Annotated in this window: 10 protein-coding genes; all 10 read right to left on the reverse strand. The window is 70.1% G+C overall.

The window, feature by feature from the left end; all coding sequences use genetic code 11:
* Position 1 precedes the first annotated feature (1 nt).
* The 10 genes from LC438_RS13840 to purH all read right to left on the reverse strand — a co-directional run bounded on the left by LC438_RS13840 (position 2) and on the right by purH (position 13,252).
* Positions 2-1,855: an ABC transporter substrate-binding protein gene (locus LC438_RS13840; protein ID WP_223586912.1), complete on the reverse strand. Its 1,854-nt coding sequence runs from the start codon at positions 1,853-1,855 to the stop codon at positions 2-4.
* A gap of 160 nt (positions 1,856-2,015) precedes the next feature.
* The gene (locus LC438_RS13845) at positions 2,016-2,915 is read right to left on the reverse strand and encodes an ABC transporter permease (RefSeq protein WP_223586913.1); all 900 of its coding nucleotides are present in this window, start codon (positions 2,913-2,915) and stop codon (positions 2,016-2,018) included.
* Complete coding sequence (locus LC438_RS13850) at positions 2,912-3,862, reverse strand: ABC transporter permease (RefSeq protein ID WP_223586914.1); 951 nt, start codon at positions 3,860-3,862, stop codon at positions 2,912-2,914. The genes LC438_RS13845 and LC438_RS13850 overlap by 4 nt, the downstream gene beginning before the upstream one ends.
* The gene (locus LC438_RS13855; protein WP_223586915.1) at positions 3,859-5,895 is read right to left on the reverse strand and encodes an ABC transporter ATP-binding protein; all 2,037 of its coding nucleotides are present in this window, start codon (positions 5,893-5,895) and stop codon (positions 3,859-3,861) included. Before LC438_RS13855 ends, LC438_RS13850 begins: the two co-directional genes overlap by 4 nt.
* Before the next feature lie 143 nt (positions 5,896-6,038).
* Positions 6,039-7,079, reverse strand: a complete 1,041-nt coding sequence (locus tag LC438_RS13860) for a dipeptidase (RefSeq protein ID WP_223586916.1) — start codon at positions 7,077-7,079, stop codon at positions 6,039-6,041.
* Positions 7,076-8,455, reverse strand: a complete 1,380-nt coding sequence (locus LC438_RS13865) for a serine hydrolase (RefSeq protein WP_223586917.1) — start codon at positions 8,453-8,455, stop codon at positions 7,076-7,078. The genes LC438_RS13860 and LC438_RS13865 overlap by 4 nt, the downstream gene beginning before the upstream one ends.
* Positions 8,456-8,558: 103 nt before the next feature.
* Positions 8,559-9,056 carry a methylated-DNA--[protein]-cysteine S-methyltransferase gene (locus LC438_RS13870; protein ID WP_105672761.1) on the reverse strand — a complete coding sequence of 166 codons (498 nt, stop codon included), beginning with the start codon at positions 9,054-9,056 and terminating at the stop codon, positions 8,559-8,561.
* Entirely contained in the window at positions 9,053-10,567 is a 1,515-nt protein-coding gene (locus LC438_RS13875; RefSeq protein ID WP_223586918.1) for a DNA-3-methyladenine glycosylase 2 family protein, read from the reverse strand. Before LC438_RS13875 ends, LC438_RS13870 begins: the two co-directional genes overlap by 4 nt.
* 79 nt (positions 10,568-10,646) lie before the next feature.
* Positions 10,647-11,570 carry a class I SAM-dependent methyltransferase gene (locus LC438_RS13880; protein ID WP_223586919.1) on the reverse strand — a complete coding sequence of 308 codons (924 nt, stop codon included), beginning with the start codon at positions 11,568-11,570 and terminating at the stop codon, positions 10,647-10,649.
* A gap of 74 nt (positions 11,571-11,644) precedes the next feature.
* Positions 11,645-13,252, reverse strand: coding sequence for a bifunctional phosphoribosylaminoimidazolecarboxamide formyltransferase/IMP cyclohydrolase (gene purH, locus LC438_RS13885; protein WP_223586920.1), 1,608 nt, complete (start codon positions 13,250-13,252; stop codon positions 11,645-11,647).
* Positions 13,253-13,265: the final 13 nt, after the last annotated feature.

The following is a 13,265-nucleotide window of genomic DNA, read 5'->3' on the forward strand; positions in this document are numbered from 1 at the left end:
CCTACTGCTTCTCGGTGAAGTACCACTGCTCCGGAGAGTAGACGAACTTCAGGAGCGATCGGAAGGTCGAGGGAGGACCCGACAGCGTGTCCTTCCAGACGATCAGATTGTCGGGCGTCGGGAAGAAGAGCACCGGAAGGTCCTTCGACAGCATCGTGACCTCGGCGCTGAGCGCGGTCGGGTCTGAACCGAACGTGCTCGCCTCGATCAGCGCGTCGGCCTCGGGGTTGCTGTAGCTGCCCAGGTTGAAGCTGCCGCCCGTGTTGAAGGCGTTGTTGCTGGTCGGGTACGCGGTCTGCACGAAGGCGCCGAAGTCCTGCATCGCCCACTCGTCGGCGTTGTCCGGCGCGTAGCTGTTGCCGTAGTTCTCGTACATGTAGTTCAGCGACTTCGTCACGATCTTCGCCTCGATGCCGAGCTTCTTGAGCTGGGAGACGAACGCGAGATCCCGAGCGCCCACGTAGGCGGGCTCGTTGGCGGAGGCGATCGTGAAGGTGATCTTCTGCCCTTCGGGGATCCCCTCTCCGCACTCGTCGTCGCCGGTGCCCGGCTTGACGCAGGTCGTGCCCTTCTCGGCATCCACCTTCCAGCCGTGATCGGTGAGCAGCTTCTCCGCCGCCTTCGGGTCGAAGGGGTACGTCGCCTCGTCGCCGAACTCCGGCGGGTACGCCGAGTTCAGACCGCCCGTGCTGTAGTTCTCCGTGGCGGTGCCGCTGTGGATGCCGCGGCTCTTGATGTACCCGGCCTGGTCGATCGAGTGCTGCAGCGCCTGGCGGATGTAGAGCTGCGCGATGACCTTGTCGAAGTTGTCGACGGTGTTCGCGAAGTTGAGGACGAGGCCGTCGAACCGGGCCGGCGACGGGGCGCCGTACACGTTGTAGCCCTTCTTCTTCAGGTCGTCGATCTTCGAGGCGTAACTGGCGTCCAGTCGGCCGACCGTGAGCGTGCCCGCCTCGTACTGGTTGTAGATCGCCGCAGCCGAGGTGAACGCCTTGAAGTCGACGCGCTCGATGGTCGAGTCCCCAGGGCCCGCGTACTCCTCGTTCGGCGTCAGGGAGAACGACCCCGTCGTCGGCTCGAACGCCGACAGCCGGTACGGGCCGTTCACGACCTGCCACAGCGGGTTCGTGGCGAACGTCGACTGGTCGGACGACTGCGCGGTGAGGTAGTGGTAGATCGCCGTGGCGTTCGCGGGGTCGCGGAAGTCGAGCACGGGCCCGCCGGTCTCGGCGATGCTCCAGTCGGCGGACGGCATGACGTAGAGCAGCTGCAGGAGCGACACCAGGTACGACGGGTTGTACGGCGTCTCGAAGGTCAGGGCGAGCGTGTGCGCATCCGCCGCCGTCGCCGTCACGCCGTCGGGGAACTGCCCCGGCGTGTAGAAGCTCCAGTTCGCGGGGCTGTCGGCGATCGCCGCCTTGAGGAGGTCGAAGGAGAACACGACGTCGTCGGCGGTGACGGGCTTGCCGTTGGACCAGGTGTAGTCCTTCAGCGTGATCGTGGCGGTGTGACCGTCGTCGCTGACGACCGGCGCCTCGGCGAGGCTGGTCGCCTCATCGAAGGGCTCACCCTCGAGGCTGGTGCGGTACAGCGCACGCCACATGAGGTCGTAGCCGATCACCGTTCCGCCGGCCTCGGCGGGCGGGAACGGGTAGATGTAGTTCGGGGTGAGGCCCGGCGTCAACGCGATCGTGACGACGCCCCCGTCGACGTGCGAGCTGCTCGCCTCGGGGATCTTGTCGTACGACGCCGTATCGACCTGCGAGCTCGTGCCGGTGCAGCCGGTCAGTGCGAGCACCCCGGCCGTGGCCAGGGCGAGAAGGAGGCGTCCTCGCCTCCGCGGAACCTGCGACATGTGCGGTGCTCCTCGTTCGGGTTGAGATGATGGTCGGACCGATCGGGTGGTGCAGAGGTCCGATGCTCCGAGAGTGCAGCATCCCCGATGTCGGCCGTTCAGGGATCCCGACAGAATCGCGGGGCGTGATCCGTCGAGGCCTACACAGCCCCGCCGGGGTTCACAGGGATCGGTGCTCGATCGCGTCGCGGAGCGCGTCGCCGAGCAGGTTCAGCGCCAGCACGGTGAGCACGATGCACACGCCGACCGGGTAGATCAGCCACCAGTAGTCCGCCGCGAGGAACGTCACCCCGCTGGAGAACTGACTGCCCCAGTCTGTCACCGGATAGCTCAGGCCGAAGCCGAGATAGCCGAGAGCGGCGAGCACGATGATCGAGTCGGCGACCTGGAAGGTCAGGTTCACGATGATCACCCCGAAGGTGTTCGGGATGAGGTGGCTGAAGATCAGGCGCCGGTTGCTCGCACCCATGAGGCGCGCGGCCGACACGAACTCCCTGACGCGGAGCGACAGCACCTCGCCGCGGATCAGCCGCGCCGCGACGAGCCAGGAGAAGCCGCCGATCACGAGGCTGAGGGTGAGCGGCGTGGCCGTGAAGCGCGCAGCGATGATGAGCACGAAGAACAGGAACGGGATCGACAGCAGCACGTCGACGACGCGCATCATGATGCCGTCGACGACCCCGCCGACGAGGCCGGCGACCGCTCCGTAGATCGTGCCGAGCGTGGTGGCGAACAGCGCGGCGAGCAGTCCGATCTGCAGCGACACCTGGCCGCCCTGCATGAGCCGGCCGAGCACGTCGAAGCCGTTGCTGTCGGTGCCGAGCGGGAAGCCCTCTCCCGGGGCGAGCGCGGCGTTGAGGAGGTCGACGTCGGTCTGGTTCGTGGGGTACACGAGCGGTCCGAGGTAGCAGAACAGCACCAGGCCGACGAGGATGAACACCCCCGCCATGCCCGGCTTGTTGCGCCACAGCGCCTTCAGCACCGCGGAGCGCGAGAGGGGGTTGCGCGTGGCGAGGACGGGGAGCTCCTCGGCCGCGATCTCCGCGCGTGCCGTGCTCATGCTCCCAGCTCGATCCGGCGGTCGGCGCGGGCGACGACGAGGTCGGCCACGAAGTTCCCTGCGACGGTGAGCGCACCGCCGATGAGCGTGTATGCCAGCAGCACCGGATAGTCCTCTCGGTGGAGGCTGTTCAGGAAGAGCAGCCCGAGTCCCGGGTAGTTGAAGACCGCCTCGACGATGAGATTGCCCGCGAGGAGGGTGGGGATCAGCACGCCGACGAGCGTGATGATCGGGGTGATCGCGTTGCGCAGCAGGTGCCGGGTGAGCACGATGCGCTCGGAGGCGCCCTTCGCCCGCGCGACCTTGATGTAGTCCATGCCGAGCTGCTCGAGGGCAGAGGAGCGCTGGTACTGCGCGAACACCACGATGTTCGTGATCGCGAGGGTGATCAGCGGCAGCGCCATCGCCCTCGTGTCGGTGAACACGACCCACGGCGAGGTCGACTGCGACGCCTCGGCGGGGAACAACGGGATGGTCTGGCTGAAGACGCCGATGAGCACCAGGGCGATGAGGAACGACGGCGTCGCGTACAGCAGGTACGACACCGACGTCGCGGCCCTGTCGACGAAGCGTCCACGGCGGACGGCCTGCAGGATGCCGAGCGGGATCGCGATCACGAGGGCCAGCACCAGACCGCACAGCGAGAGCATCGCGCTGCGCGGCGCGTTCTGGAGCAGGAGGGTGCCGACCTCCTCGTTGAGCTTGTACGAGCGTCCGAGGTCGCCCTGCAGCAGCTGCAGCAGGTAGTCCACGTACTGGATGAGCACGGGGCGGTCGTAGCCGTTCTCGCGGTTGAACGCGTCGACGGCCGCCTGCGTGGCCTGCTGACCGAGGACCGCGCGTCCGGGGCTGTCGGAGATCAGATGCAGCATGAGGAACACGACGAGCGAGATGCCCAGCAGCACCGCGAGGGACACCAGCACCCGGCGGGCGACGAACCAGATCATGCGTGCGCCTCCTCAGCGGGCGAACCGGTCTTCCGGAGCTTCGGCTGCAGGGGGAAGTGGCAGGCGACCCCGTGGTCGGCCCCGACGGCCTCGAGCGTCGGCTCCACGCTCGCGCACAGCTCCGTCGCCAGGGGGCAGCGGGTGCGGAAACGGCATCCGCTGGGCGGATCGAGCGGACTGGGCAGCTCGCCCCGCACCCGCTCGACCGGCGTCTCCACCAGGTCGGGGTCGGCAACGGGGACCGCGGCGAGGAGACCGGCCGTATAGGGGTGAGCGGGGCGGGCGTAGACCTCCTCGGTCTCGCCCACCTCGACCAGGGCGCCGAGGTACATCACGCCCACCCTGTCGACGAGGTAGCGCACGACGGCGAGGTCGTGCGAGATGACGACGCTGGAGAGGCCGCGCTCCCGCTGGATCGTGCGCATGAGGTTCAGCACCTGCGAGCGGATCGACACGTCGAGGGCGCTCACCGGCTCATCGGCGACGAGCACATCGGGGTCGAGCGCGAGGGCGCGGGCGAGGCCGATGCGCTGCCGCTGCCCTCCGGAGAGCTCATGAGGGTAGCGCTCCATGATCGAGGCGCCGAGGCCCACGCTCGCGAGCGACGCCAGCGCCTTCTCGGTGCGCTCGGCCGGAGTGCCGACGCCCTGGATGACCAGCGGCTCCCGCAGGATGTCGTCGATGCGCATCTTCGGGTCGAGGGACGCGTGCGAATCCTGGAACATCATCTGCAGCTTCGCGCGACGCGGTCCCAGCTGCCTCGACCCGAGACCGGAGACGCGGGCGCCGTCGAGCAGCACCTCTCCCGAGGTCGGGCGATCGAGAGCCACGAGCATCCGCCCGAGGGACGACTTGCCGCAGCCGGACTCGCCGACCAGGCCGAACGCCTCCCCCGCTCTCACCTCGAAGCTCACGCCGGCGACGGCCTTGACGGAGCGCTTGCGCCCGAACAGTCCCTGGGCCGATACCGGATGCTCCTTGCGGAGGTCGACGACGCGCAGGCGCGGCACCGCGGTCACCGGCCGCGGTTCCTGCGCGGCGAATCGACGCTGCACGGCCGTCTCCGACACGGTCGTCACCGGGTTCCAGCAGGAGAACACGTGCCCCTCCCCCGGGCCCGCGACGGAGACGGGCGTGTCCGTGCGGCACTGGTCGGTCGCCGCGGCGCAGCGGGCGGCGAAGCGGCATCCGACCTGCGGTTCCGCCGGGTCCGGAGGCGAGCCGGGGATGCTGAACAGCTCCACGTCCTTGTCCTGCGCCAGCGAGGGGATCGACGACAGCAGCGCGTGCGTATACCGGTGGCGGGTGTGGTGGAAGAGATCGGGGGTGGCTCCGGTCTCCACCAGGCGCCCTCCGTACATCACGCCGACGCGATCGGCGTGCCGCGCCACGACGCCCATGTCGTGCGTCACGAGGATCATGGCCATGCCGAGCTGCTGCTTGAGCCCGCTCAGCAGCTCGAGGATCTCCGCCTGGATCGTGACGTCGAGGGCCGTGGTCGGCTCATCCGCGATGAGCACGCGCGGTTCGCAGATCAGCGCCATCGCGATCATCACGCGCTGACGCATGCCGCCGGACAGCTGGTGAGGGAAGTCGCCCATACGCTCGGACGGACGGGGGATGCCGACGAGTGCGAGCATCTCCTCCGCCCTCTTCCGCGCCGCCCTCTTCGAGAGCCCGCGGTGCAGCAGCAGGGGTTCGGCGACCTGGTCTCCGATGTTGCGCGTGGGGTTGAGCGAGGTCATCGAGTCCTGGAAGACCATCGAGATGTCGTTGCCGCGGATCGCCCGGTACTCGGCGGCGCCGAGACCGACCAGCTCGGTGCCGTCGAAGTCGATCGAGCCGCTCGTGATGCGCCCGCCGCCGGGCAGCATGCCCATCACGGCGAGACCCGTCATCGACTTGCCAGAGCCCGTCTCGCCGACGATGCCGAGGGTCTCCCCGCGGCTCAGCACGAGGTCGACGCCCGTCACGGGGCGCACGGTGCGACCCGACCGGTGGATCTCCACCGAGAGGTCTCGAATCGTCAGCATGCCGCGCTCCCTTGCGAACTACAGTGGCCTGCCCGCGGGGTCCAGGGCGGCCCTGCGTCATCCTCGATACTGCGGCAGAAGCCGCGCATGCCGTTCGTCGGAGCTGTCGAACGGAACCGGCCCCGTTCGTCGGGGCCGACGAATCAGGCGGGGCGTCCGGCGACGCCGAGCTCGGCGCGGAGCAGCCGCTGCACGTTCCCGCCGAGCACGGCGAGGATATCAGCCTCTCCCCACCCTCTGCCCAGCAGAGCCTCGGTCACCAGCGGCAGCCCTGCCGGGCCGTCGAGCCCCGGCAGGTACACATCGGCAGGGACGCCCTCCACCGTGTCCTGCACGCAGCAGGGCGCCGTGGTGTCGGCCAGCACCTCGCGCACGAAATCCGGTCCCATGCCCACGTGATCGACGCCTGCGACGCCGACCAGGTGCTCGAAGTGATCGAGCAGCGTGTCGATCGTGTACGCGCTCTCGTGCAGGTATGCGGCGAAGAAGTTCACGCACACGACACCGCCCGTGGCAGCGATCCCCCGCGCCTGCTCGTCGGTGAGGTTGCGGTGGTGGTCGAACAGCGCACGCGCCGAGGAGTGCGTGGCCATGACCGGTCGCGTCGCGAGCTCGAGCACGTGGTCGACGCCGCCGGAGCCGAGGTGGCTCACGTCGAACAGCATCCCGATGCGCTCCATCTCGGCGACCGCCCTGACGCCGGTCCTGGTGAGGCGGCTGCCCGCGGCGTCCTCGCCGCTGCCGTCGCCGAACGCGCTCCGGCCGAAGTGCGCGATGGAGCCGACGCGCACGCCGAGACGGTGCACGGTCTCCAGCAGCTCGACGTCGTCGCCGATCCCCGGCATGCCCTCGAGGGCCAGCACCAGGGCGATGCGCCCCTCCTCGATCGCGCGGTCGACCTCCGTGCCGGTGAGGCAGAGGGAGACGGCATCCGCGTTGTCCTCCGCGATCCGGTGCGCGGCCTCGATCATGCGGAGCGTGCGGCGCAGCGCCCCCTCCGGACGGTACTGGTCGTCGATGAACACGGGGAGGATCTGCAGGTCGACGCCGCCGGCGTGCAGCTGAGGCAGCCACTGCGCACGGAAGTACTCCGACCACTCATCGGGTTCGCGGCTCGCGACGGAGCACAGCAGGTCATTGTGCGCGTCCGCGACGACCGCGCGGCGGTGAAGGTCCAAGCTCATGAGTCCATCCTCCTGTCTGCGCGTCCCGTATGCAGGTGCGCCGCGCGCCCGGTGCCGTCGTCGCCCAGGAAGGCGATGGGCTGGCGCACGCCGCGCTCCGGGTCGACGGGCAGCAGCACGTCGTCCCGCCAGGAGACGAGCTCGGTGCGGTAGGGCAGATCGCCGAGGTCGGCGACGACGCCCCGGGGTGTGCGGTCGAGCCAGAGCCGCCCGTCGTCGGTGCGGCTGATCGTCGTGATCGCCGTGCTGGACTCGTAGCGGCCCACGAAGCGCCCGGCGTCGTGCGGAGCGGGTCCGGATGCGGCCGGCGTCTCCTTCTGGCCGATGCCCGCGACCTCCCGCAGCACGTCATCGACCAGTTCGGCGAACACCGGATGGGGGTCCCCTCCGTTCGCGAGCACGGCCACCGCCACCCCCTCCTCCGGGAGCAGACGGAGGCAGGCCGACTGACCGATGGTGTTGCCGTCATGACCGGCGAAAACGCGGCCGTCGCGTGCGAAGAGCTCCCAGCCGAGCCCCCAGGCGACACCCTGATCGATGTCCGGCAGCCGCACCTGGGGGCGGCGCATGTCCTCGACGGATGCCGTGGACAGCAGCCGGGATCCGTCCGCCGCGACGCCTCCGGCGAGATGGAGGCGCCCGAAGCCCAGCAGGTCGCGCGCGCTCATCGCGAGTCGGGACCCCGCCGGACTCCCCGAGCGCTCCATCGACCACACGGTCGTCGGAGCGATGTCTCCCGCCGCGGTGCGCAGATGTCCGACCGCCGTGCGGTGGAGGATCGCCTCCTCCGCATCGACGGCGGCGTGCCGGAGTCCGAGCGGATCGAGCAGGCGCTCGCGGAGCACGCGGTCGTACGGCGCTCCCCGCAGCACCTCGACGAGGCGGCCGAGGGTCGAGAACCCCGCGTTGTTGTACGAGAACATCTCTCCAGGGGCGAAGAGCTGCGGAGTCCCGGCGAGGATGTCGACGTAGAGCTCCAGGTTGTCGTCGCCCGCCCCCGTGTCGACGAACACATCGCCCTCGAAGCCCGAGGAGTGACTGAGCAGCTGGCGCACGGTGATCCGCGCCGATGCGTCGGCGTCGGCCACCCGGAATCCGGGCAGGATGTCGCGCACCGCCTGATCCAGCGCGAGCAGCCCCTCGTCGACGAGCTGCATGACGAGCGTGGCCGTGAACACCTTGGTGACGGAGCCGATCTGGAAGACCGCATCGGTCGTCGCCTCCACGCCGGTGTCGCGGTTCAGGATCCCGGGCGCGAACTCGATCGTCTCGTCGCCGAGGCCGATCGCGAGCGACAGCGCGGGGACCCGGTGCGCGGCGACGAGCTCCGGCATCCGCCGCTCGACCCAGGTTCTGATCGTCTCGACCTGCGCCATCGGCCCTCCTCGACCTCGTTTCTCGCGTCGAGCATACGAGCGGGGATACCGCGCCGGTTCGTCGCCGCGCACCACTCGCACGCCGCGGAGTCGTCGGATCGGCTCAACGAGCGGCGGCCTCCCGCGCCAGGAGGCTCTCCTTGACGTCGAGTCCCCACGCGAAGCCGCCGAGAGTGCCGTCCGTGCGGAGCACCCGATGGCAGGGCACGAACAGCGCGGGGGCATTGCGCGCGCAGATGGACGCGGCCGCCCGTACGGCACGAGGGTTGTCGAGACGCGCCGCGAAGGTCGTGTAGGTCAGCGGCGCACCGGGGTCGATGCGCCGCAGGAGCTCCCATCCTGCGAGCTGCAGGGAGGTGCCGGTCTGCATCACGGCGACCGTGTCGATCGCGGCGAGGTCGCCCCCGTAGTAGGCGACCACGGCAGAGGCGGCGTCCGTCTCCCCCTCGAGGACCGACTCCGGGCGACGGGCGACGGCGAGCCGGTCGAGGATCGCCTCCTGATCGGCCGTCCACCCCGAGGACAGCACGCGCTGCCGGTCGTCGGCGAGGATCGTGAAGGGTCCGTCCGCGGTGTCGATGGTCTGGATGAGGGCGTTCATGGGGTCTCCTTCTTCGTCGTCTTCGTGCGTGCCGGCCTGACCGGCGCCGCGCGCCACAGATGCGCGCTGAGGTAGCTGCGCCAGGGCGCGACGCGCTCCGCCCAGTCCGTGAGGGGGCCGGGGTCTCCCGGCAGGCCGGAGGCCGCGGCGCCTGCGCGCAGCGCCACATCCCCGGGGAGCAGGATGTCGGGGTCGCCGAGCACGCGCATGCGCACGTAGTCGGCGGTCCACGGGCCGATGCCGGGCATCGCGAGCAGTGCGGAGCGCTGCTGCACGCCGTCGTCGCCGACCGTGAGGGTGAGGGTGCCGTCGGCAAGCGCGGCGGCTGCTCCCACGATCGCCCTGATGCGCGCGGCGGGCCCGCGGAGCACCTCTGCCCCGTGCGCGGCGATCGCCGACATCGTCGGGAACAGCAGCCCCGGCTCACCCGCTCCGTCGGGAACGGGGTGCGGCGTGCGCTCGCCGAGCGCGTCGGCCAGGGCCGTCAGCGCGGTGCGGGCCGCGACCACGGTGATCTGCTGCCCGATCATCGCGCGGATGAGCATCTCGTGCGGGTCGGCGGAGCCGGGGACGCGGATGCCGGGGGTGCGGGCGACCAGCGGCGCGAGCTCGGGGTGCGCACTCAACGCGTCGTCGACGGCCAGCGGATCGGCGTCGAGATCGAAGATGCGGCGAACAGTGGCCACGAGCGGGGCGAGGTCGCCGAGCTGGGTGACGCTCGCGCGCAGACGGAGCCGCGAGGAGGCATCCTGCCGCACCTCGAACCAGGCGGGACCTCCTGCCAAGCGCAGATGCCGAGCGAACGAGTTCGGTGCGACCGTCTCGATGCCGGGCACGGCTCGCGCGGCCATCCACGCGAACACACCGGCCGCGTCGAACGGACCGCGATACGGAAGCACGAGGTCGATCGCACCGGGGGTGGGATCCGCCGCCGCGTCCCTGCGTCGGCGCGCGCGCAGCTCCCCCGGGGTGAGTCCGAACACCTCGCGGATCGTCTCGTTGCCCTGGCGGATGCTGGCGAACCCGGCGGAGAACGCGACGTCGGAGACGGGCATGTCGGTGCCGACGAGGAGCATGCGAGCCGTGTGGGCGCGATGGGCCCTGGCCAGTGCGAGCGGCCCGGCACCGAGCTCGGCGGCGAGGAGGCGGGTCAGATGACGGCTGGAGTACCCGAGACGCGAGGCGAGCCCCGGCACGCCCTCGCGCTCCACGACCCCGTCGGCGATCAACCGCATCGCCCGCGCGGCGGTGTCTCCCCGGATGTCCCATGCCGGTGAGCCGGGCGCGGCCTCCGGCAGGCAGCGCTTGCACGCACGGTAGCCGGCCTCGTGCGCCGCGGCGCTGGTCGGGTAGAACGTGACGTTCTCGGGCTTCGGGGTGCGCGCAGGGCAGCTCGGTCGGCAGTAGATCCCGGTCGATCGCACGGCGGTGACGAACTGCCCGTCGAAGCGGGTGTCGCGGGCGCTGATGGCGCGATACCGCTCGTCGAAGTCGATCACGGGGAGGCTCATGGCTCCATGCTGTCACGCCCCGCCGACACGCACTGGCGGAAATCGGACATCGCTGTGGTCCCGCCTCACCGCGCCGGCGTCAGCGGTCTCGTCTGATCATCCGGCTCGCCGCGCGCAGCGGCGCAGTGACCGCCCAACTCGTGCTGCCGTGCAACGAGGCGATCGAGCGATCCTGGGCGGCGATCACCTCGGTGAGGCGCAGACGCTCGGTCTGCAACATGTCCACGACGTCGTGCAACGAGGCGACCTCGGCCTCGAAATGCGGGATGCGCGCCATCTCGGCGATGACCGCCCCGAGTCGTTCGAAGTCGGTCCTGATGCGGTCGGCGACGCCGGCATCGGCGTCGAAGAGCACGCGAAGCGGTTCCTGCGCGATGTCGCCGACGGCGAGCACGCCGAGCCCGTGGCCGTGCTCGAACGTGAAGGAGCGGCCGGGCTCGGCGATCTCCTCCCAGAGTCTCCAGACGCCGAAGCCCTCGCGCCGCTCGGCGATGTCGTGGAAGAGGATCACGCCGCCGTCGCGGACCGTGTCACGCCACTGCTCGTAGTCCTCCCTGGCATCCTCATAGCCGTGGCGTCCATCGATGTGGAGGAGGTCCGCGGAGGCTGTGGCGAACTCCGGACGCGTCTCGGAGAAGTAGCCGCGATGCAGCACGACCGAACCGGCGTAGTCGCGCTCGGCGGTCGCGCGCACCGAGAGGTAGACGGAGTCGTCGTAGAAGCCCGCCTGATCGTCGCCTTCCCAGCTGTCCAGCGCATGGATCGTGATCGGGTGGCCCATCCGCTTCGCCGCCTCTGCGAACGCGAAACACGAGAAGCCGTTGTGGGTGCCGAGCTCGATGACATCCCGCGGTCGCAGCACGTCGACGATCCAGGCGGCGAACGACCCGTGAGTGGACCAGGCGGAGTCCACGAAGTGGGCCGGCAGCCAATAGGACGCGGGAGTCAGCCACGACGGCATGGACGTGCCGTCACCCGAAGTCGCACTCGTCTGTGCTGTCATACCGTCGCCCCGTCGCCCCAGTGTCCGTCCAGTATAGATTCCGCGGACGTGACCTGGAGCGACGGGGCCGGAGATCAGTGGAAGAAGTGGCGCTCCCCGGTGAAGAACATGGTCACGCCGGCCTTGCGGGCCGCATCCACCACCTCTTCGTCGCGCACCGAGCCGCCGGGCTGGACGATCGCCTTGACGCCCGCATCGATGAGCACCTGCGCGCCGTCGGCGAACGGGAAGAACGCGTCGGATGCCGCGACCGATCCGGTCGCGCGGTCGCCCGCCCGCTCGACGGCGAGACGGCAGGAGTCCACGCGGTTGACCTGGCCCATGCCGACGCCGACGGTGGCGTTGTCCTTCGCGAGCACGATCGCGTTCGACTTCACGGCGCGGCACGCCTTCCACGCGAAGATGAGGTTCTCCATCTCGGCGTCGCTCGGGCGCTCGCCCGAGACGAGCTCCCAGTCCTTCGCGACCGACCAGATGTCGTCGGGGAACCGGTCGGCGTCCTGCAGCAGCAGGCCGCCGGACACCAGGCGGACGTCCATGCGCTCCTGCTGCCAGTCCTCCGGGAGCTGCAGCAGACGCAGGTTCTTCTTGGCCTTGAAGACCTCGAGCGCGGCGGGCTCGAACGAGGGAGCGACGATGACCTCGGTGAAGATGTCCTTGAGGTTCTCGGCCATCTTGAGGGTGACCGTGCCGTTCGCGGCGATGACTCCGCCGTACGCCGACACCGGGTCGCACTCGTGGGCCCGCAGGTGCGCGCTGGCGATCGGGTCGAGGGCGTTCGGCGCGGTGGTGGCGATGCCGCAGGGGTTCGCGTGCTTGATGATCGCGACGGCGGGCAGCACCATGTCGTAGGCGGCGCGCAGGGCGGCATCCGCATCGACGTAGTTGTTGTACGACATCTCCTTGCCCTGCAGCTGCGTCGCCTGGGCGATGCCGTGGCCGCCGGCGCGCGTGTAGATCGCGCCGCGCTGGTGGGAGTTCTCGCCGTAGCGGAGGGTCGCGAGACGCTCGGCCTGGATCGTGAGGTGCGCCGGCAGATCACCCTGGTCGATCAGGGTCCCCTCGGCGAACCATGAGGCGACCGCAGCGTCGTAGGCCGCGGTGTGCGCGAAGGCGCGCGCCGCGAGCTCGCGCCGCTGCGAGAGGGACGTGCCGCCCTCCTTGATCGCGCCCACGATCGCCGGGTACGACTCCGGCGAGACGACGATGGCGACGTTGGCGTGGTTCTTCGCCGCGGCGCGCACCATGGCAGGGCCGCCGATGTCGATCTGCTCGACGACGTCATCGCCCTGAGCGCCAGAGGCCACGGTCTCGACGAACGGGTACAGGTTCACCACCACGAGCTCGAACGGCGCGATGCCGAGGTGCTCGAGCTGTCCTTCGTGATCCTCCAGCCGCAGGTCGGCGAGGAGGCCGCCGTGGATCTTCGGGTGCAGCGTCTTGACGCGGCCGTCGAGCATCTCGTCGACGCCGGTGACGGCGGCGACGTCGGTGACCTCGAAGCCCGCCTCGCGGATCGTCGCGGCGGTGGAGCCCGTCGACACGATCTCGGCGCCGGATTCGGCGAGCGCCGCGGCGAGGGCCAGCAGCCCGGTCTTGTCGCTCACCGAGACGAGCGCGCGGCGGATCGGGACCGCATCGCGATCGCGGTACAGCGAGGGGTCGTGGCGGGGGCCGGCCATGGAGGGCTCCTTC

The sequence above is a fragment of the Microbacterium sp. OVT16B genome, from assembly GCF_019969705.1.
GTDB classification, from domain to species: domain Bacteria; phylum Actinomycetota; class Actinomycetes; order Actinomycetales; family Microbacteriaceae; genus Microbacterium; species Microbacterium natoriense.